The following is a 20661-nucleotide window of genomic DNA, read 5'->3' as shown; positions in this document are numbered from 1 at the left end:
CGATAACATGTATATACATTATGAGGCTCACGCAAGCGGAAATTCCGGAGCCGCGACGGCTCCAACCAGTCAAGGAACGGCGACATGCAGGTGATCCACGCAAATAGCGCTTTATTGCCAGAGGGTTGGCAAAACGATGTGCGGCTGACGATGGTTGATGGTCAGTTATCGAGCGTGGAAACTGGCGTGGCGGCAGAGGCGGGTGACCTGCGCTATCCGGTCATCGTGCCTGCCATGCCCAACCTCCACTCCCATGCCTTCCAGCGCGCCATGGCAGGCCTTGCCGAGCGGCGCGGCCCGGGCGCCGACAGCTTCTGGAGCTGGCGCACGCTGATGTACCGCTTTGCGCTGTCGATGACGCCTGATCAGGTGGAAGCGGTGGCAGCCCAGCTATACATGGAGATGCTTGAGGCGGGCTTTGGTCGCGTCGGGGAATTCCATTATCTGCACCATGATCGGGATGGCGGCTTTTACGCAAATATTGCCGAAATGGCAGAGCGCATCGCGGCGGCCTCCGTCGAAACCGGCATCGATCTGACACTGCTTCCCGTGTTCTATGCGCATTCCGGCTTTGGCGGTGCGGCGCCAAACGAAGGCCAGCGCCGGTTCCTGCATTCGCCCGATGCCTTTGCGCGCCAAATGGAGGACTGCCGCAGCCTTGTCGGCACCTTGCCCGGCGCAAGGCTCGGCATTGCGCCGCACAGTCTACGGGCCGTCACGCCTGGCGAGTTGCAGGCGATCCTGCCGCTGGCAGAGGGCGGACCGGTGCATATCCATGTGGCCGAACAGCTGAAGGAGGTGGAGGATAGCCTTGCCCATACCGGCCAGCGCCCGGTGGAATGGCTTCTGTCCCATGCCCCCGTCGATCATCGCTGGTGCCTGATTCACGCCACGCACATGACACCTGAGGAAGTGCGCGGAGTTGCAGCCTCCGGCGCGGTGGCAGGTCTTTGCCCGATCACCGAGGCCAATCTCGGCGACGGCATTTTTGATGGCGCAGCGTTTCTCGAAAAAGGTGGCCGCTTCGGTATCGGATCGGATTCCAACATCCTGATCTCGGTTGCGCAGGAATTGCGGCAGCTGGAATATTCGCAGCGTCTGGCGCTCACGGCCCGCAATGTCGTGGCCGAGGTCGAAGGGTCGACGGGCCGGCGTCTGTTCGATTCGGCCCTTGCCGGCGGCGCGGCCGCCATGGGCGCTCCGGCTGGCCTTGTCGCTGGCCAGAGCGCCGATCTGGTTGCGCTCGATGTATCGGCTGTCCCCTATCTTGCGGCCGACCAGATACTCGATCACTGGATCTTTGCCGGCAGTGTCGGCGTCGACGGTGTCTGGGTGCGCGGCCAGATGCAGGTTGAAAAGGGTCGCCACCGGCTGCGCGACAGGATAAGCCGACGCTTTGGCGATACGATGCGGGACTTGCTGTCATCATGACGAGCGAAAAAGACGGCACGCTGCACAGTCGGATTCTGGCTGATCTGGAGGGGAAGATCCTCTCCGGCACCTGGCCGCCCGGCCACCGGCTTCCCTTCGAGGTGGATCTTGCCGTGCACTATGGCTGTTCGCGCATGACGGCGAACAAGGTTCTGACGCAGCTGGCGCGGGCGGGCCTCATCGAACGGCGCAAGAAATCCGGCAGTTTCGTCGCTCAGCCGGTCGCGCAGGCCGCCGTCCTCGAAATTCACGATATCGAGGCTGAGGTTCGCTCCCTGAACCTCTCTTACGCGTTTGATCTCAAACAGCAGAAGGCGCGCAAGGCAAGTGCCGCAGATCGGCAGCGTCTGGACTTGAGCGCCGGTGCGACCGTGCTTGATCTCACCTGCCTTCACCGCGCCGGCACGCGCCCCTTCTGCCTGGAGCAGCGCCTGATCAACCTGGACACTGTAGCCGAAGCCGCAAGCGCCGACTTCTCAAAGACCGCTCCCGGCGCCTGGCTGATCAGCCGGGTGCCATGGAACGCCGCCGAGCACCGCATCCAGGCTTTTTCGGCATCCGCCGAGATTTCGGCGGCGCTCGAGATCCCGCGCAATGCCGCCTGCCTCGTCATCGAGCGCCGCACCTGGGGTGCAAGCGGGCCCGTCACCTTCGTGCGCTTTACCTATCCCGGCGACAGGCACGCGCTGGTGGCCCGTTTCCAGCCGGGCGAAAGTCCGGCCGGTTAACGTCCGATCGGTCTGGTCAGCCTGCCCAGAAGATCAGGCCCGACAGGGCAAAGCCGATCAGCCCGACCAATGTCTGCATGACAGACCAGGTCTTGAAGGTGGTCTTGACGTCCATGTTGAAGAAGCGTCCGACCAGCCAGAAGCCGGAATCGTTGACATGCGAGAGCATGACCGAGCCGGAGGCAAGCGCGATGACGATCGCCGAAAGCTGCAGACCCTGATAGCCGGCCGCCTGCACGGCGGGCTGGATGAGGCCGGCTGCGGTAATCAGCGCCACGGTTGCGGACCCCTGCGCGACCCGCAAGGCAGTGGCGACCAGGAAGCCGGCAACCAGAACCGGCAGGCCGATATCCGAGAGACCATCCGACAGGGCCTTGCCGATGCCGGAGGCGCGTAGAACGCCGCCGAACATGCCGCCGGCGCCGGTGATCAGGATGATCGAGCAGACCGGCCCCAAAGCCGAATCGAGAATGCGCTCCACCTTGACGGCGCTGCGACCCCGCATCGGCCCCAGCACATAGCCGGCGACAAGCACGGAGATGAGAAGCGCTATCGGCGTTGCGCCAAGGGTGCGGGCCAGCTGGAACCAGCCGGCCTCCTTGCTCACCCATCCCTGCACGCGGGCAAAATCAAGCCCCGTATTGATGAAGATGAGGATGAGCGGCAGCAGAAGAAGCGAAACGACGAGACCCGGGCTTGGCGGGTTCAAATCCTTGTCGGCTGCAGCGTCGGCCGAAAAACCGTCCGGAATGGGAAGGACGATCAGCTTGCCGATCCAGGCCCCGAACAGCTGGCCTGCGACCACCCAGGTGGGGATGGCAACGACAAGGCCGACGAGGATCAGAAGCCCGGCATCGGCGCCGAGAAGTTCGGCGGCGGCCACGGGTCCGGGATGCGGCGGCACGAAGACGTGCATGACCGAGAATGCCGTCGCAACCGGAATACCGTAAAGGAGCAGGCCGCCACCCAGCCGCCGGCCGACCGTGAAGACGACCGGCAGCATGACGACGAGGCCGGCGTCAAAGAAGATCGGAAAGCCGAAGAACAGCGAGGCAATGCCGAGCGCCATGGGAGCCCGTTTCTCGCCGAACCGCGCCACCAGCGCGTCTGCCAGTGCCTGCGCGCCGCCGGAAATTTCCAACATGCGACCGAGCATTGCGCCAAGGCCGACGAGAAGTGCCACGCCGCCCAGCGTGGAGCCGAAGGCGGAGGTGAGCGTCGTCAGGATATTGGCCGCCGGAATGCCGGCGATGATCGCAGTCAGCAGGCTCACGAGAATAAGGGCCACGAAGGCATGGACGCGAAACTGGATGATCAGCAACAGCAGCAGGGCAACGGCCCCGACCGCGATGGAAATGAGCGCGCCTGCGCCCAAGGTCTGTTCGAATTCTGGCACGTGGCCACTCCCTCTTCGGGTATCGGATCCCCAGGATCCCGATACGCGCTGTATTTATTGATGTATGTGAGACGTCAGGGCGAGCCCGGACAATGCGCGCTCGACAACGATCTTCGGCGGTGCATCGACGGTGACTTTCACCCCGTTTTCATCGGGCTGGAGAACCTGAAGCGTGGCAAACTGCGATTCGAGCAGCGAAGGCGGCATGAAGTGACCTTTTCGCATCGCCATCCGCTCGGCCACCAGCTTCTTGTCCGCCACGAGTTCGATGAAGCGCACATCCGCGCGAGCGCTTGCCAGAATGTCCCGGTAGCTGCGCTTCAGGGCAGAACAGGTAATGACCACGTTTTCGCCCGCGTCCGCCTTTTCGCTGATCCAGTCACGGATCTTTTCAAGCCAGGGCTGGCGATCGGCATCGTCAAGAGGGATGCCCGCAGACATCTTTTCAATGTTCGAGGCGGGATGGAAGGTATCGCCCTCGGCAAACTCCCACTTCAGCTCCTGGGACAGGAGCTCGGCAGTGGTTGTCTTGCCCGTGCTGGAGGGGCCCATCACGATGAGGGCTATCGGCATGCTCTTGGAGGTCTGGCTCATCTGGAGATCCCATGTGCTACCCCCCGCGCCCCCCGGCGAAAAGAAATATGACGAGCGCTCATATCAGGCGCTTGCGCCCCGATAAAGTAGTTTTTGCTCACTCAAGGTTGTTGGTCGGGGATAAAGGCACGGGAAAGCAGCCACATCGGCCCGATCAAGAGGCCGTGTTGGGCAAATGCCCGGGCTGCGGAGGCTGGCCGCAAACGGCGGCGATTGGCAGGCCGCGGTGCCAAACGCCGGCCTGCTGCGACGCCGACCGGGCAGGCTCGTGGCCCGCCCGGGGGCATATGTCAGGCGGCAGCGGTCTCCCGGACATCGTCCAGCAGGAAATAGACGGTCATGTACGGGATCGTATACTCTTTGCCGCTGTCGGACGTCATGGCGACGCTTCCGGCACTCGCCGGGTGCCAGCGATGGTAATGGGGATTGTTGACGATGAGGGTGATAGCCTTGCCGTGGAACTTTCCAGCCAGCCGGTAGCGTGCCTCCGCCAGAGGCCAGATGCTTTCATACTCCTCCTGCGTGAGACGCACCTTCAGGGCCTGGCGATGGGCCACGTCACTGTGTGCGCCTTCTTCGGCCGCCGGCCGGATATCCAGGGTCACTTCCTCTGCGTTGTCCAGAATGAATTCGAATTTCTCCGGCCACATCCGCTTCATGAAATTGCTCCTCCCAGCGTTTTCATTGGTTGACGCGTGAAAGTGTAGCGCGTCTTCGTCGCAAGACATAGGGGCTTTGCGCCAGCAATGACGAGCGAGAGGATTGCCCATTCGGCAATGGCATGAACTCAAAATTGTTCTTTATGAGAACGCCCACTTCGGCAATGATCCCGTCATAAATCTCGAAAAAGAGAGGGGATCCACATGTCGCAATTCACAGTCAGCAGAAGAGGCTTCATCACAACGGCAGCGGCCATGGGGGCTGTTGCTGCGGGCCAGTCACTGCTCTCGATCCAGCCGGCCAGCGCCGCCTCGCCGGCAAAGATCCGCCTGCAGCTGGGCTGGCTTGCCTCCAACGGCCTGCTGGGCGAGGTCGTCGCCATGAAGAAGGGCTATTATGCCGAACAGGGCATCGAGCTTGAAATCGTGCCGGGCGGCCCAAATGTCGATGGTGTCGCGGGCGTGGCGTCTGGCCAGAGCACGCTTGGCCAGATTTCCTCCAGTCCCTCCGTCATGCTGGCGCGCGGCGCCGGCGTGCCCCTGAAGGCGATTGCCGCCGGCTATCAGAAACACCCTTACGCCTACTTCTCCCGCAAGGGAAAGCCGATCCGCTCGGCGCAGGACATGATCGGCAAGACGGTCGCCATCCAGCCAACCGGTACTATCCTGCTGCGCGCGCTGCTTGCCAAGAACAACGTGCCCGAAGACAAGGTCAAGATCGTCAATATGGGTGCCGACATGAACCAGCTCGTCACCGGCCAGGCCGATGCCGTCGTCGGCTGGTTGACCAACACCAATGCGCTGAAGGTACTGGGCGACGACCGTGTCGACCTGATGCTGTGGGATACCGGCATCCAGCTCTATGCCAATGTCTATTACACGACCGACAAGGAGCTCGCCGACCACCCCAAGGAACTTGCAGGCTGGATGGCAGCCACCGCCCGCGGCTGGGGCTATGCCCGCGATCACCAGGAAGAGGCGGTCAATCTTCTCGTCGAAGCCTTCCCCAATCTCGACAAGGCGAGTGAATTGGAGGCCATCGGGCCGCTGATGAAATTCGCCTTCAACGATACCACGAAGACGGTGGGCTGGGGTGCGATGACGAAAGAGAACTGGGCAGCCCAGATCAAGTCCTATGCGGATCTCGGACAGTTCAAGGAAAAGGTGCCGACGGTGGACGAGATCATGACCTTGTCCGTTCTGGAAGCGACCGCCGACATCCGCAAACAGGTAGGATAATGCTCATGGCCATGGCTCAGCCTAAAATGGACCTTCCAGCGCAGGACGTGGCACCTGCTGCCGTGTCCGTCGAGCATCTGGACGTACGCTTCGGCACCGGGCTGTCGCAATTCACAGCGCTGAAGGATGTGTCGGTGACCATTCCGAAGGGGGCGCTCGTCACGATGATCGGCCCTTCCGGCTGCGGGAAATCGACGCTTCTGCGCTGCATTGCGGATCTGGTGCACATCAGCGATGGATCCATTTCCGTGCTGGGCCAGACGCCGCAGAAGGCGCGCGAAGGGCGCGACTTCGCCTTCGTTTTCCAGGAGGCGACGCTTTTGCCCTGGCGCAGCGTTCTCGACAATGTCCGTCTGCCGCTGGAAGTCGGCCGGCGGGGAGAGACGCAGAACTATGCCGATCCGGAGAGGCTTCTGGCGCTTGTCGGCCTCAAAGGCCGCGAGAACGCGCTGCCGCATGAACTCTCGGGCGGCCAGCGCCAGCGGGTGGCGATCGCTCGCGCGCTCGTCAGCCGTCCGCGCATTCTCTTGATGGACGAGCCCTTCGGGGCGCTGGACGAGATCACCCGCGACAAGCTGAACGAGGAACTGCTGCGGCTGTGGAAGGAGACGGGAACCACCATCGTCTTCGTCACGCACTCGATCCCCGAAGCGGTGTTCCTCGGCGAATATGTGCTGATGCTTGCCGCCCATCCGGGGCGCGTCAAGGAGTTCCTCAAGGTGGACCTTCCGTCCGAGCGCACACTGGCGATCCGCGATACGGTCGAGTTCATCCGCATCACCGCGCATCTGCGTCGTCTTCTGGAGGAATGCTGATGGCCGACACTCTCTCCTCCATCGCGCCCGTCCACGACAAGATTGCCGCTGACGAGCCCCGCCGGGTCTCGAGAGCAAGTCGTGTCCTCTCCTCGGTCGCGGACAACATGCCGGCCATGCTGGCCATCGCCGGCTGCATTGCGCTGTGGCAGCTGATCGTCTGGGGCTTCTCGGTGCCGACCTTCATGGCGCCCAGTCCCGTCGCGGTGCTCTATGCCTTCCACGACAATGGCGCGACCCTGTGGAACAACCTTTTGCCGACGCTCTTGGAGGCGGCGTTGGGCTTCCTGTTCGGCAATCTGGTGGCGGTACTGCTGGCGATCTGGTTCGTCTATAGCCCGCTTGCGGAAAAGGCCTTCTATCCGGTCGCCGTCATCATCAAGTCGATCCCGATCATCGCGCTTGCTCCCATTCTCGTGCTGCTGGTCGGCAATGGCATCGCACCGAAGATCATCATTGCGGGGTTGATCTGCTTCTTCCCGACGCTGGTCAACATGGTGCAGGGCCTGAAATCCACGAGCCCGGCCATGCTCGACCTGATGCGGGTGCTGTCGGCAAGCCCGACGGAAATCTTCTGGAAGGTCCGCATCCCCGCCTCCCTGCCGTTCCTGTTTGCGGCGCTGAAGATCGCCGCCACCAGCAGCGTGATGGGCGCCATCGTGGCGGAGTGGATCGGCTCCAGCTATGGGCTCGGCGCGCTGATCATCGAGGCGACCTACAATTTCCGCTCGCCGCTCCTCTACGCGACGGTGGTGATTGCCGCGACGCTGGCGGTGCTTCTGTTCTTCGCCGTGTCCCTTGCCGAAAGGAAGGTCGTCCGCTGGAAGCCCTCCAGCCACGAGTAGACCTTCCCCACAAACCCAATAATCGCGCGGCCCGTGAGGTCGCGCACCCTTCACCATGCCGGCACGACCGGGAGGAATGACCATGCACGCCACCATCCTAATCCCTCAACGCCCCGCGACCATTGTCGACCGGTCCGATGTTGTCGTCGTCGGCGGCGGTCCTGCCGGGATTTCGGCGGCCATTTCCGCTGCTCGCAACGGCGCTTCCGTGACGCTGATCGAGCGCTACCCCTATCTTGGAGGGCTCGCTTCAGGCGGCATGGTGCTCGTGCTCGATGACATGGTGAACGGGCTGGAGATTACCGTGCAGGGCATCTGCACCGAGATGATCGAGCGGATGCGCTCGAAAAACCTGTGCGTCGTGCCGGATGAAAACGACCGGCAGATCGACAGCCGCGACTTGCCGGAAAGCTGGCGCCGCTGGGCGCGCTGGGGCCTCTTCGACTTCCATACGCCGACCGCGCCGCATCCGATCTGCTATGCCGCCGCCTTCGATCCGGATGGCTTCAAGCAGGTGGCCTACGACATTTTTTCCGAAAGCCGCATCAAGCTTCGCACCCATAGCTGGTTCTCCTCCGCGATTGTCGAGGACGGGGTGATCAAGGGCGTCGTCTGCCAGACGAAATCCGGTCTTGAGGCCATCATGGCCGGTGTCGTCATCGATACGACGGGCGATCTCGATGTGGCGGCCAATGCCGGTGCCTCCTACATCGAGGACACGTTCATCCTGACCACCGTCTCCCGCTGGGGCGGCGTCGATACGGAAGCGGCCGAACGCTTCGAATTCGAGGAGCCGGACGCCTTCAAGGCGCTCGATCATGAAGCCAAGCGCCTCATTGGCGGCTGCTGGTCCTACTGGTGGCTGAAGACCCCGCTGCCGGGCGTTGTCTGGCTCAACTGCCCGCACATGCCAAAGCTCTCGGGCCTCAAGGTCGAGGACCTGGCGGCGGCGGAAATGGAGGGCAGGGCACGCATGGGCCGGCTGCTGGAGTTCGCCCGCGCCAAAATGCCCGGCTTCGAACAGGCCTATGTGGTGGATTTTGCGCCGCAGACGGGCGTGCGCCAGACCCGCATGCTGCAGGGCGACTATGTGGTGACCAAGGATGACGTGATGAGCCGCAGGCATTTTGCCGACACCGTCTGCCGCGGCCGCGACTATTACACCCCCTACCGTGCCATGCTGCCTAAGGAAGTGGACCAACTGCTGGTGGCCGGCCGTCATTATTCCGCAACGCCACAGGCCCAGAAATCCAGCCGCGAGATCCCACCCTGCATGGCCATGGGCGAGGCGGCGGGTGTGGCGGCAACCGTTGCCCTCAACGCCGGAACGACGGTGCGCAAGGCCGATATCAAATCCATTCAGAAACAGATGCGCGCGCAAGGGGCCGATCCGGGTGACGCCCCTTCCGCCAATGCCAGCTACCTGGAGGCAGCCGAATGACCACTCTTCCCCTGTCCGGCATTCGTGTCGTGGATTTCACGCAAGTGATGCTTGGCCCCTGCTGCACGCAGATGCTGGGCGATTACGGCGCAGACGTCATCAAGATCGAGAAGGAGAAGATCGGCGATCTCTCGCGCTGGTCGCTGGGGTCTGATCCGGACGGGCTCAACAACCCCGTCTTCTGCTCGCTGAACCGCAACAAGCGCAGCCTGGCGCTCGACCTCAAACGCGAGGATGCGCGGGCAAGCGTGCTGGCGCTGATCGACCAGGCGGATGTCGTCGTCAACAATTTTCGCCCCGGCGTGATGGAGCGGATGGGGTTCGGCTACGAGGCACTGAAGACGCGCAACCCGAAACTCATCTACGCCGTCGGAACTGGCTATGGCCTCACCGGTCCGTATGAGCACAAAGGCGGGCAGGATGTTCTGGCGCAGGCCGTGTCCGGTGTCATGCGCCGCAAGTCCGACCAGAACCATCCGCTGTCCATCTACGCCACGCCGCTTGCCGATTTTTCCGCCGGGATGCACCTCGTGCAGGGGATTCTGCTGGCGCTTCTGCATCGCGAAAAGACCGGTGAGGGCCAGCAGGTGGCCGTCAGCCTTTATTCCTCGATGCTCGCCATGCAGATGCAGGAGGGCACGGTGCATATGATGCGCAACAGGGAGCTGAACTGGGGGGCGTTCCCGCTGACCGGAGTCTTCGAGACCACCGACAGCGCGATCGTCATGGTCGGCGCCTTCAAGCAGAACCCGCTGCAGGATATCTGCACGGCGCTTCAGATCGAGGACCTTTCGGCCAATCCGCGCTACGCCAATTTCGACGTCCAGATGCAGCACCGCCCGGAACTGCAGACCGTCTTCCGCGAGGAGTTCAAGAAGAATTCGACCGCCCATTGGGTGAAGCGCCTGGAGGCGGTGGATATCCTCTGCGCGCCGGTGCGCACCATTGCCGAAGCCCTGGAAGACGAGCAGACGCTGATCAACCGCATGATCTTGGAGGCTGGCGAAACGGCCGCAGGGCCGATCCGGTTGATCGGCTCGCCCATCGACATGTCGGCGGCGGAAGTGCGCGTTCGTATTCCGCCGCCCCGCCTTGGCGAGCACAATGCCGAAATTCTGGCAACGATCGGCCCTCAAGGCCGCGAGGATGCGGCATGAGCGTGCAGTTTGCGGTGAGCGACCGGGTCGCGCGGGTGACGCTCGACCGACCGGACCGGATGAATGCCGTTGATGCGGCGACGGAAGCCGCCCTCGAAGCCATCTGGCGGGAGATCGAGGCGCGCGACGACATCAGCTGCGTGGTGCTGACGGGCTCAGGCACAAAAGCCTTCTGTGCCGGTGCCGATATGAAGGGCGTCAACAAATCCGGCCTGGACTATTGGGCGGAGGACCGGCCGAACGGCTTTGGCGGGCTGTCCTTCCGCCGCAGCCTCGATGTTCCGGTCATTGCCCGCGTCAACGGCTTTGCGCTCGGCGGCGGGTTCGAAATGGTTCTCGGCTGCGACATCGTGATTGCCGCCTCGAATGCCCGCTTCGGCCTGCCGGAGGCGCGCGTCGGGCGCATGCCGCTCGATGGCGGCATGGTGCTCCTGCAGCGGAAAATCCCACATAATCGTGCCATGGCCGTGCTGATGACCGGCCGGCAGTTCAGCGCCGCCGAGATGTATGAGTTCGGCATCGTCAACGAAGTCGTGGAACCCGAGCAGCTGGACGAAGCGGTCGAGCGCTGGGTCAGTGACATCGTCGCCTGCGCGCCGCTCTCGCTGAAAGCCATCAAGCATACCGTCAACCGCACCGGCCATCTGTCTCCTGCCGAAGCGCAGGCCTTGAGAACCAAGCCGCTGGTGCGGGCGCTGCAGAGCGAGGATGCGCAGGAGGGCGTGGCCGCCTTTATCGAGAAGCGCAAGCCGGTCTGGAAGGGACGCTGAGCTTGCGGTAAGACAGTCAGGCGTAAACTGCCGGAGACGCCATGCACGCCAGCATCCTGAAGTATTTTGCGGCGGTTGCCCGCTCCGGCTCCATTCGCAAGGCCTCCGAAGAGCTGCATGTCGCGACATCCGCGCTCAGCCGCCAGATCAAGAAGCTGGAGGATGAGCTGGGCATCCCGCTGTTCGAGCGGCTGCCGGATGGTCTGCGGCTGACGGGGGCAGGGCGGATCGTGCTTCGCCATGCCAAGGCGACGCTTCAGGATTACGAGGTGATGCGCGGCGAGCTTGGCGATCTTGCCGGCAAGATCACCGGGCGCGTTCCGATCGCCTGCCTCGACAGTCTGGCGATCACCTTCATGCCGCAGTGCCTGGTGGATTTCACCCGGAACCATCCGGCGGTCGATTTTCGCATTCGCACGGAAAACTATGCCCGCATCTTCGGCCTTCTGGCGGATGATGACGTGGATGTCGGCATCACCTTTGATATTGCCCGGCCGGGCGATGTGCGGCTTCTATATTCTGTGCCCATGCCGATCATGGCGATCGTTGCCAAGGGGCATCCGCTTGCGAAGATGAAGACGGTTTCGGTGGAGCAATGCGCCCAGTTCAAGCTCCTGCTGCAGCTCGACAATGACGTGACGAGCTGGATGTTTTCGCTCGAACTCGGGGCGCTGGAGCGACACGCCCGCGCGCTCGTCTCCAGCAACAACCAGATGATGCTGAAGCCGCTGATTCTCTCCGGGCATGGCGTCGCCTTCTATACGCCCATGGGCTTTTATGAGGAGTTGAAGCGGGGCGAGGTTCTGGCGCTGCCGATTTCCGGCATCCGCAGCGAGGCCGCACGCCTGGGCGTGATGACACCCCGGACCCGCAAGCTCCCCTATGCCTCCGAAGTCATGGCCGGATACCTTTCCGACCGGCTTGCAGCCTTTGCGGCGACGATGGAAGAGATCGTCGCCCGCTGACGGATGTTTGACGGCCACACCAGGCTGTTTTCAGGCGGATTCCTTCTTGAAGGCTGCAACGTCCGGATGGTCGAGGGGGAGCATCACCTTCTCCCAGCCGCCGGGGGAGCCGAGGCCGCTTACCGCGCTGGAAAAGAACTGCCGGTTGATCTCGATGAAACGATGAGCCTCCGGCGCCACCTCCTCATCCCATGCAATCGCATCGACGGGACAGATCGACAGGCAAAGGCCGCAATTGATGCATTCGTCCGGCTGGATGTAGAACATGCGCCCGCCCTCATAAATGCAATCGACGGGACAGGCGGCCGTGCAGGCGCCGTCTTTGACGTCGATACAAGGCTGGGTGATGACATAGGCCATGCCGGAATGCTCCTCGGTCTCGTCCAGATGGGGGACTGCCAGGCGCTATGTTTTCAGAGTGGCGCATTGCTGGGAAGTTGAGACTTGAGCAGTCTTCGTTGCCGATTGGGCAACGCTTAGTCGTGAATTGGCAAATGCCGGACGGCATGCGAAACGATCACGGCCGGTGATGATGCCGGAGACCGCGTCGTTTCATACGCTGTCCCTGGCACCCTCACCGGCCATTCACTCGGGAGCTTGGGCTTTGAGGCCGTTTACATCGACAGGCTGATGAGGCGCCTTGCCGAGGAAGAAGCCCGGATCGTCGCCGCCAACCTATGCGGCGTTTGCGAGTTCAATTCTGGGGCTGGTGGAGGAGACGTTGGCAAGGGTTGCCGTTGCCGCATCCGAAGACGTCAGAGATGCAATCGAGCTGGTGAGCTTCGATGCAACCGATGCAACGGAGGATACGGCGGCCGAGACGTTGTCGACGCTGATGACATCCTTGGCAGCCAGCAGGGTCGAAAGACCGACCTCGAACGTCGTGCGCCAGGATTGCGAAGCACCGGCGGTGCCCCAGGGGTTGTAGACCTTGAACATGTTGGTGTCGCTGTTGAAGCCATAGATGGACATGGCATGACTGGAGACCAGCGTGGTCTTGTTCTGTGCGTCTTTGGCATTGGTGTAGGACGACAGGACGACGTTATAGCCGGCATTGAGCGCCGAGATCAGCGATGACTGGATGCTTGCCGTGGTCAGCCCTGATTGGGCACCCGTATAAACGAGTGAAGCATTGCGGGTATAGGCCGACCAGCTGGAGCCGTTTCCGTAGTATTCGGTAAAGGCGGTGGCGCCGGTCAGGGCAGCCAGTGCATTGGTCGCATATCCGCCATTGCCGATCGTCGAATAGGAATTGCCGTAGTTGACCTTCGTGTTGCCAGTCGCAATTCCGCCGGCCTGGAACTGCGCCCAGGCCTTTTCCGCCAGTTGCCCCCACAGGCTGGTGCTTGAATGGTCGAACGTCGAGCCGCCATTGGCCAGCTGCGCGTTGACCGTGACATATTGCGGCTTGCCGTTGGAATAGAAGCGCACGCCATAGGTGCCGTTTCCATTGTCGGTGAACATGGACTTGAGGAGATCGGCGTTATGGCTGGCGATTTCGGCGCAGCTCGCCAGGAAGTAGCAATCCCCCAGGCCACCCTGGTTGATGTCGGTCATGGCCGGGCCGGAGGTGGCAAAGAGCGGTTTCGACGCAATCGAATAGCTGATCTTGTAGTTCGAGCTGCCGACCTTGACGGCCGAACTCGGTGTGTCGGTGCCCAGGAGCCATTTTCCGGTGAGATTGGAAAGCTGGGCGGCTGTCGAGCCGGTAGCGAGGTTGCCCAGCTTCACCGATGACGCGGCGCCGCCGGTCCAGGTGGCATTCGCGCTGTGGCCGTTGACGAGCGCGTTGAAGACATAGTTGATATAGGACGATGTCGTGCCCATCGTGCTCAGATTGGTTGCAATCGTCTTCAGATCGTTGAAGTGCTGCGCCGTCAGTGTCGATTTGCTGGTCGTCAGCGTGGAAACGAGATTTGTCATCATCGTCGCCAGGCCGGATTCGGTGACCGTGCCGGTCGAAATGGCAGAGGACAGGTCCCTGGCGATCGAGGCGGTGACGATTTTCGACGCCCATGTCGGCAGAGCACCCGCAGTCGACTTGGCCGCACCGGTCGTTGCGGCAACGACGACGGTCGAAGGTGTTTTGACAGTGGTTGCGACGGCAGCCGCGACCGGCAGCGACGAGACGAGCGCGGAGGTCGGGCGGGCCGGGAGGCCAGGCAGGGAGCGTTGCGAGGCGCTTGCAGACGAGAGTGCCGTCGACAGGGAGTGTTTGCCGCCATGGCCGGCGTCGCTTGCAAAGACCGGCTGCTGCACGGATACGATGGCCTGCGCAAAGGCACTGGCCTGGTCGGCAAAGTGAGGGGTGGAGCGCAGCGGGAGCGCCTCGGCCGGATCGTCGCTCAAGCCGCTCATGCCGCCGGCCTTTTTCAATGGTCGGTCTAAGGAGAACGCGTCATTGTTCATCAGGTCAAGCATGCCATCCTCTTTCGTCGCCGGGATTACTCGTTGGCTCCGACCCTGACACGCACGCCTTGATGCGCTTTTACGAAGAATTCTAAAATTCTAATGTATGTCCAAAAATCGGCTCGGCAGTCCGGTGCCGCTCCGGTGGGAATGCCGAATGAAGCCTGCGGGCATCCGTCGGGCCGCGCCGAGCCCGATCCATACATTTTTAACCGAATTGTCCGAAATCTGGGGCGCTTAACGCCTTCGCAAAGCCTGCCGCCTAAGCTCAGGTCTTCACACAGGGGCTTAACAGACGATGCATTCCGGATTGCCTGATAGTGGCGCATGGGCCTTGGCGCTTGTCCTTCATCTGAACGGCATCGTCACCGACCCCTTGCGGCTGTGGCGGGACGCTGGCAAGGCGGAGCCATTCGATATCACTGACGTCCTGCGCAGCGCCCGGGGCTTTCCGGTCAAGGCCCGGCGCGTTGTCATGGCCGCAGGCCGCGTGGGCCGTGTGCCTTTCCCGGCAATCATCTGCCTGAAGGATGGCGGATTTGCCGTCGCCGGCAAATATGTCGATGGCCAGGTTCTCGTCCAGTTCGTCGATCAGGCGTCGCCACGCCTCGTTCCGGTCGCGGAACTGATGGCGTTGACCGCCGGTCAGTTCATCCTGCTGGCCAAGCGTGCGCCGGTGTCGGATCTGGCACGCCAGTTCAACCTCGGCTGGTTTTTCTCGGCGGCAGCGAAATACCGCTTCATTCTCGCAGAAGTCTTCTTTGCCTCGCTCGTGCTGCAACTGTTTGCGCTGGCGACGCCGCTGGTCTTCCAGACGGTCATCGACAAGGTTCTTGTCCACCATGGGTTCGAGACCTTGACCGTAATGGTGAGCGGTCTTGCCCTGATTGCTCTGTTCGACGCGATTCTGTCCGGCCTCAGGACATGGCTCTTTGCCCATACCAGCAACCGGATGGACGTCGAGCTCGGGTCGCGCCTCTTCAAGCATCTGGTCCGCCTGCCGCTCTCCTATTTCGAGGCTCGTCGCGTCGGCGACAGCGTCGCCCGGGTTCGTGAACTCGAAACGATCCGGCAGTTCATGACGTCGACGTCGATGACGCTTGTGCTGGATCTGCTGTTCGGGACGATCTTCATCGGGGTGATGTTTCTCTATTCATCGACCCTTGCCTGGATCGTTACGGCCAGTCTGCCACTTTATGCACTTCTGTCGCTCTCGGCGACGCCGGCATTCCGCAGGCGCCTGGACGAGAAATTCAAGCGCGGCGCGGAAAACCAGGCATTTCTGGTCGAGAGCATCACCGGCATCGAGACCATCAAGGCGATGGCGGTCGAGCCGCAGATCCAGAACCGGTGGGAAGATCAGCTCTCCTCCTATGTCTCGGCGAGCTTTTCGGCCGCACAACTGGGCAACTGGGCCTCGCAGGTGGCCAACCTGATCAACAAGGGGCTGACGGCCATCACCCTCTACATCGGTGCCGGCCTCGTTGTCGCAAACAAGATGACCGTCGGTGAACTCGTGGCATTCAATATGCTGGCCGGGCAGGTCAGCGGTCCGATCCTGCGCCTTGTGCAGGTCTGGCAGGAGTTTCATCAGGTTCGCCTGTCGGTTGAGCGTCTCGGCGATATTCTCAACACGCCGGTCGAGCCGCAGGGGGCGACGGCCATTTCGGTGCAGGCGATCGAAGGCAACATCCGGTTTGAAGACGTGACGTTCCGCTACACGCCGGGAGGGCGCGCCGTGGTGCGCGGGCTTGACCTCAAGGTCCCGGCCGGCCAGGTCGTCGGCATCGTCGGCCCCTCCGGATCGGGCAAGAGCACGCTTGCCAAGCTCGTCCAGCGCCTCTACCAGCCGGACAGCGGCCGCATCCTCATCGACGGCATCGATGTGAGCCTGCTTGATCCTGCTGTCCTCAGGCGCCAGATCGGCATCGTGCTGCAGGACAATATCCTCTTCAATCATACGATCCGCGAGAATATCGCGCTGGCGGAACCGACGATGCCGCTGGAGCGTGTCATTGAGGCCGCACGCATGGCGGGTGCCCATGACTTCATCACCCAGATGCCGTTTGGCTATGATACCAAGGTCGGCGAGCGGGGCGTGTCGATGTCCGGCGGACAGCGCCAGCGGATCGCCATTGCGCGTGCGCTGGCCGGCAATCCGCGCATCCTCATCTTCGACGAGGCCACATCGGCGCTCGATTCGGAATCCGAGGCCGCCATCCAGGCCAACATGCGCGAGATCTGCAAGGGACGCACGGTGCTGATCATTGCCCATCGCCTCTCCACGGTTCGTCGCGCCGATCGCATTTTGACCATTGAAGAGGGCTGTGTCGTCGAGGACGGCACGCATGAGACGCTGGTGGCCGGAGACGGGCGCTATTCGAACCTGTTCCGCCTTCAGGCCGGCCTTCGGTAATCGGGAGTATCAATCATGGCACTCTTTCTTCATGCGCCCGAGCGAAGCTTTCTTCCGGCAGCTCTTGAGGTGATGGAAACGCCGCCCAATCCTCTGGGCCGTCTGATCATCGGTGTGATCGGGGTTGCGACCCTCTGTGCCATCGGCTGGGCCTATTTTGGCCAGGTCGACATCGTTGCGGTGGCGCCGGGGAAGTTCGTGACGCCGTCGCGGACGCAGGTCGTGCAGGCTTTCGAAACCTCGACCGTTGCCGCCATTCTCGTCAAGCCCGGGGATATCGTCAGCACCGGTGCACCGCTCATCGAGCTCGACAAGACGACGGCTGCCGCTGAACTCGACAGGGCTCGGCATGATCGTGCACAGGCGAGGCTCGACATCATGCGCCTCGACGCCTTTCTCGCAGGTGGACCGACGGCGGCTTTCCCATCCGTCCCGGACACGACGGCAGACGAGGTGAGACGGGCCGAGGAGCAGCTTCGCATGCAGGTGGTTGCCTCCAATGCCAGGATGGCCGGCATCGAGCAGGCCATTGCCGAAAAGACCGCCGAACGCGAGTCGCTTCGCCAGACGATCCTCAAGCTCGACGCCGTCCTGCCGCTCATCGAGAAGCGCAACGAGATTGTTTCGAAGACCGCGCAGGGCGGCTTCCTGCCCCAGTATCAGGCCCTCTCCAGCCTCCAGTCCGTGGTGGAAGCCCAGGGGGAGCGCGAGACCAGCCAGGCCAAGCTCCTGTCGGTGGATGCGGCCATCAAGGGTTTGCGCCAGCAGATGATCGCAGCCGGTGCGGAAATTTCAAACATGGCGAGCGCCGATCTGGCGAATGCAAGGCAGCGGATGGTCGCGGCCGACGAGGCGCTGGCGAAGGCCGCGCGCCGGATGGCGTTGCTCACGCTGCGCGCGCCGATTGCCGGGCAGGTGCAGCAGATGCATGTCTTTGCCGTCGGAGGCGTTCTGACGCCTGCCGAACAACTGCTCTCGATCGCCCCGATCGACACGCCTGTCGAAATCGAGGCTGACGTCAGCAACCGGGATGTCGGCTTTGTCTCCCCCGGCCAGCAAGTCGAGATCAAGGTCGATGCCTATCCCTTCACGCGCTTTGGGCTGTTGAAAGGTACCGTCGTGTCGATCGACCGTGATGCCAATCCCGGCTCTGCGTCCTCCGGCATGGTGGCCCAGGGTGTTGAGCGGGGAGATGCCGCGGACGCGCTCGGCGCTGGCGAGCACCTGCGCTATGCGGTGCGGGTGGCCCTTGACCCCGGCGCTGCTCTCAAGAACGGCGATCACACGGTAACCCTGCAGCCCGGCATGTCCATCAAGGCCGAGATCCTCACCGGCAAGCGGCGTATCATGGATTTCCTCCTCGCTCCGCTGCTTGAACATCTGCACGACAGCTTGCGCGAACGGTAATCCGGACCACGGCTTGGCATCGCGCCCGGCAAGGCAGCGGCTTTGTGCGTTGAGAAACGAGGGACGGCTCTTCTGGAGACGGCCGAAGCAGAGGTGGAGGAATCCGTCGATCTCATGACGATGATGCTGTCTCGATCGCTTGTGGCGAAGGGGGATAGCGCAGGTTCGCGAGGGCATAGTCGTGACCCGGCGGTGCAGCCTGATAAAGCTTTTGGATGCGAACCTCGCGGACAATGGTCCAGCAATCCTCGCCTGCGGCGAGCCAATTTCAAGCGGCGAGTTGGCGCGCGTCGTTCAGATGGCGGACGATGGCTCTGCGCAGATCGCCGAGACTTTCGAACTTCTGGTTATCCAGGTCGATGACATGAAACTTCACCGCAATGAAGCGGAAGACACTGCCTTCGTTGACGGCTATCCCGACGGGTAAACCTGCAAATTCCACAACACTCTTTTCCATGATGCAGCCTCGGCTTCTAAAATTGTTTCGAGCATTCTCAACCCCTTGTGATTGCAAGGCGGCAACAGCGCATGAGCGCGTCACCCGTGTTGAGGGGTCGAATGGCTGCATGCGGGCCAATCCGGGACATGAGGTAACCTTTCGATCATGGTCTCTTACAAACCATGTGTTTCAGAAGAGGGGAAAGAAACTCCAGAGGTAAATCCGGGAGCTTTCCGTGCGATCATCAGAGGCGGGCATGCCGACAGGGTCGGACATGGTGCTCGTTTCCGCCTCCTCCCGACGCTTCAGCGAAGCAAAGCCTTGGCCGCCGGGTCTAAAGGCAGAAAAATCGAAAATGCCGAGATGCGGCAGAGAAAATGGTGTCATGTCCGGCCCTCAGCGTCTGTCACCATATTCTAACAAACGTTGTCTTGGGTCAATTTAGTCCATTAAATTGATGTACTAAATTCAGGAAAGCGAAGGGCACGTTTTTCCAGCTTCGCCTGGTCAGGCGCAATTTCGAGCCGCCGTGCAGTTCCGGGCGCTCGCGCCGATCGCAAGCCTCGGACTCGAGGAACCCAGGAGTTGTTTGCCGGCATCAGGAGCGCGCCCATGCCGCAGCTGCGGTCTGACAGTTTTGCGGCGCTCTCCCGACATGCGCGATTGAGCCTAAGGCAGATTTTACGAATATGTCCTTCTGAATGCGCATGCATAATCGCCTACCGTGATCGGCGGCAGGAAACGCGGCAATCGGTGACGGATGCATGTTCATATCGCTGGCTTTTCAATGAATGGCAGGCGTTGCGGCCGGTCGCGCCGTTGGAGACAGGTCGCTAATGTGTGAATGCGTATGCATTTTTGGTTGACAAGACCTGTCGCCCGCTGAAAGATCGGTCTCATAAAGAGGAGCAAAGCTCCGATAAAGGGAACAGCGACGATGAATATTGCACGGCTGGCGAGCGTCTTGCTCGCCTCGACACTGATGTATTGTCTGCACGCCGCCAATGCGGCAAGCGCCCCGCAGGAATGGGACATGGCTCTGCCCTGGGGCCCGAAGGAATTCCATACGATCGATGCGCAGACCTTTGCGGAGCGGGCCAAAGCCGTCACCGGCGGCGAACTGACGATCAACGTACAGGCCGGCGGTGTGCTCGGCATCAAGGGGCCTGAGACCATCCGGTCCGTGCGGGACGGCGTGGTGCCCATGGCGGATGCACCGCTTTCGCAGGCCGTGGGCGAGGTCGCGATCAGCGGCGTCGAATCGCTGCCCTATCTGATTTCCAGTCAGGGCGACCTCAAGGTCCTGCATGGCAAGGTGCTGGACAGGGTCAAGGAAGGGCTGTCACGCCATAACGTCAAAGTGCTCTATGTCGTGCCCTGGCCCGCCAACCAGATCTTCAGCCGGCGCGAGATCAAATCCGTCGCAGATCTCAAGGGTCTGAAGATCCGCACGCCTGACAGCAATGCCGCGCAATTCTTCGAAGCGCTGGGCGCGACACCGGTGCAGATGCCGATCGCGGACGTTCTGCCGGCCCTCGCCTCGGGCGCGCTCGATGCAACCACGACGTCGATGACGACCGCCGCCGACCAGAAATACTGGGAATTCCTCAAATACACATACCTGACGAACCATCTGTGGACCTCGAACGCCATGCTGGTGAACCAGGACGCCTGGAACGCGCTGAGCGCCGAGGACCGGGCCGCGGTGGAAAAGCTTGCCGCGGAATTGCAGCCGGAATTCTGGAAGGTTTCGGCCGGCGAGGATGCCAAGGCTGTCGAAAAGCTGCGCGCCGGCGGCATGCAGGTGAGCGCGCCGCCGGCCGATGTGGCGGCCGCGATGCAGGCCGCAGCCCGGCCCGTGTGGGAAAAGACATTCACGCGGATCGGCCCGCCTTCAAAGGATCTGGTCGCTGAATATCTGAAGGCTGTTGGCCGCAACTAAGAGTTCGT

At 62.1% G+C, this 20661-nt stretch carries 19 protein-coding genes; 12 read left to right on the top strand and 7 right to left on the bottom strand.

Features of this window, described 5'->3' with window-relative positions; translation table 11 throughout:
* Positions 1-84: 84 nt before the first annotated feature.
* Both ACEXP3_RS09180 and hutC read left to right on the top strand, forming a co-directional pair.
* Entirely contained in the window at positions 85-1431 is a 1347-nt protein-coding gene (locus ACEXP3_RS09180) for a formimidoylglutamate deiminase (RefSeq protein ID WP_377296977.1), read from the top strand.
* The gene (gene hutC / locus ACEXP3_RS09175) at positions 1428-2159 is read left to right on the top strand and encodes a histidine utilization transcriptional repressor HutC (RefSeq protein WP_377296976.1); all 732 of its coding nucleotides are present in this window, start codon (positions 1428-1430) and stop codon (positions 2157-2159) included. The genes ACEXP3_RS09180 and hutC overlap by 4 nt, the downstream gene beginning before the upstream one ends.
* A gap of 16 nt (positions 2160-2175) precedes the next feature.
* Here the strand turns inward: hutC and ACEXP3_RS09170 are convergent, their stop codons facing one another.
* The 3 genes from ACEXP3_RS09170 to ACEXP3_RS09160 form a co-directional block, all read right to left on the bottom strand.
* The gene (locus ACEXP3_RS09170) at positions 2176-3555 is read right to left on the bottom strand and encodes a GntP family permease (RefSeq protein ID WP_377296975.1); all 1380 of its coding nucleotides are present in this window, start codon (positions 3553-3555) and stop codon (positions 2176-2178) included.
* Positions 3556-3609: 54 nt separating this feature from the next.
* Positions 3610-4149: a gluconokinase gene (locus tag ACEXP3_RS09165; protein WP_377296974.1), complete on the bottom strand. Its 540-nt coding sequence runs from the start codon at positions 4147-4149 to the stop codon at positions 3610-3612.
* 290 nt (positions 4150-4439) lie between these two features.
* Complete coding sequence (locus ACEXP3_RS09160) at positions 4440-4799, bottom strand: hypothetical protein (RefSeq protein ID WP_210107066.1); 360 nt, start codon at positions 4797-4799, stop codon at positions 4440-4442.
* A 213-nt stretch (positions 4800-5012) separates the two neighbouring features.
* Between ACEXP3_RS09160 and ACEXP3_RS09155 the strand changes: the two genes are divergently transcribed.
* The 7 genes from ACEXP3_RS09155 (at position 5013) to ACEXP3_RS09125 (ending at position 12040) form a co-directional block, all read left to right on the top strand.
* Complete coding sequence (locus ACEXP3_RS09155) at positions 5013-6047, top strand: ABC transporter substrate-binding protein (RefSeq protein ID WP_210106994.1); 1035 nt, start codon at positions 5013-5015, stop codon at positions 6045-6047.
* 5 nt (positions 6048-6052) lie between these two features.
* The gene (locus ACEXP3_RS09150; RefSeq protein ID WP_377296973.1) at positions 6053-6862 is read left to right on the top strand and encodes an ABC transporter ATP-binding protein; all 810 of its coding nucleotides are present in this window, start codon (positions 6053-6055) and stop codon (positions 6860-6862) included.
* The gene (locus ACEXP3_RS09145) at positions 6856-7707 is read left to right on the top strand and encodes an ABC transporter permease (protein WP_377296972.1); all 852 of its coding nucleotides are present in this window, start codon (positions 6856-6858) and stop codon (positions 7705-7707) included. The genes ACEXP3_RS09150 and ACEXP3_RS09145 overlap by 7 nt, the downstream gene beginning before the upstream one ends.
* Positions 7708-7789: 82 nt before the next feature.
* Entirely contained in the window at positions 7790-9148 is a 1359-nt protein-coding gene (locus ACEXP3_RS09140; protein WP_377296971.1) for an FAD-dependent oxidoreductase, read from the top strand.
* Positions 9145-10305, top strand: coding sequence for a CaiB/BaiF CoA transferase family protein (locus ACEXP3_RS09135; protein ID WP_377296970.1), 1161 nt, complete (start codon positions 9145-9147; stop codon positions 10303-10305). The genes ACEXP3_RS09140 and ACEXP3_RS09135 overlap by 4 nt, the downstream gene beginning before the upstream one ends.
* Positions 10302-11075 carry an enoyl-CoA hydratase-related protein gene (locus ACEXP3_RS09130; protein WP_377296969.1) on the top strand — a complete coding sequence of 258 codons (774 nt, stop codon included), beginning with the start codon at positions 10302-10304 and terminating at the stop codon, positions 11073-11075. The genes ACEXP3_RS09135 and ACEXP3_RS09130 overlap by 4 nt, the downstream gene beginning before the upstream one ends.
* A gap of 41 nt (positions 11076-11116) precedes the next feature.
* Positions 11117-12040, top strand: a complete 924-nt coding sequence (locus ACEXP3_RS09125) for a LysR family transcriptional regulator (RefSeq protein ID WP_210106988.1) — start codon at positions 11117-11119, stop codon at positions 12038-12040.
* A 30-nt stretch (positions 12041-12070) separates the two neighbouring features.
* Here the strand turns inward: ACEXP3_RS09125 and fdxA are convergent, their stop codons facing one another.
* Both fdxA and ACEXP3_RS09115 read right to left on the bottom strand, forming a co-directional pair.
* Positions 12071-12400 (bottom strand): ferredoxin, encoded by a 330-nt coding sequence (gene fdxA / locus ACEXP3_RS09120; protein WP_377296968.1) that lies wholly within the window; start codon positions 12398-12400, stop codon positions 12071-12073.
* Between the two features lie 315 nt (positions 12401-12715).
* Entirely contained in the window at positions 12716-14461 is a 1746-nt protein-coding gene (locus ACEXP3_RS09115; RefSeq protein ID WP_377296967.1) for a C2 family cysteine protease, read from the bottom strand.
* Positions 14462-14747: 286 nt separating this feature from the next.
* Between ACEXP3_RS09115 and ACEXP3_RS09110 the strand changes: the two genes are divergently transcribed.
* The gene (locus tag ACEXP3_RS09110) at positions 14748-16865 is read left to right on the top strand and encodes a type I secretion system permease/ATPase (protein ID WP_377296966.1); all 2118 of its coding nucleotides are present in this window, start codon (positions 14748-14750) and stop codon (positions 16863-16865) included.
* Between the two features lie 15 nt (positions 16866-16880).
* Entirely contained in the window at positions 16881-18272 is a 1392-nt protein-coding gene (locus tag ACEXP3_RS09105) for an HlyD family type I secretion periplasmic adaptor subunit (RefSeq protein WP_377296965.1), read from the top strand.
* 268 nt (positions 18273-18540) lie between these two features.
* Here the strand turns inward: ACEXP3_RS09105 and ACEXP3_RS09100 are convergent, their stop codons facing one another.
* Entirely contained in the window at positions 18541-18729 is a 189-nt protein-coding gene (locus ACEXP3_RS09100; RefSeq protein ID WP_210106983.1) for a hypothetical protein, read from the bottom strand.
* A 171-nt stretch (positions 18730-18900) separates the two neighbouring features.
* Positions 18901-19098: a hypothetical protein gene (locus tag ACEXP3_RS09095; protein WP_377296964.1), complete on the bottom strand. Its 198-nt coding sequence runs from the start codon at positions 19096-19098 to the stop codon at positions 18901-18903.
* A gap of 550 nt (positions 19099-19648) precedes the next feature.
* On the opposite strand from ACEXP3_RS09095, the gene ACEXP3_RS09090 reads away from it, so the two are divergent.
* Positions 19649-20653, top strand: coding sequence for a TRAP transporter substrate-binding protein (locus tag ACEXP3_RS09090; protein WP_377296962.1), 1005 nt, complete (start codon positions 19649-19651; stop codon positions 20651-20653).
* Positions 20654-20661: the final 8 nt, after the last annotated feature.

The sequence above is a fragment of the Neorhizobium fuzhouense genome, assembly GCF_042611105.1.
Lineage (GTDB): Bacteria > Pseudomonadota > Alphaproteobacteria > Rhizobiales > Rhizobiaceae > Neorhizobium > Neorhizobium galegae_A.
Note: the sequence above shows the minus strand (reverse complement) of the source record. Positions and strands in the feature narration are given on the sequence as shown.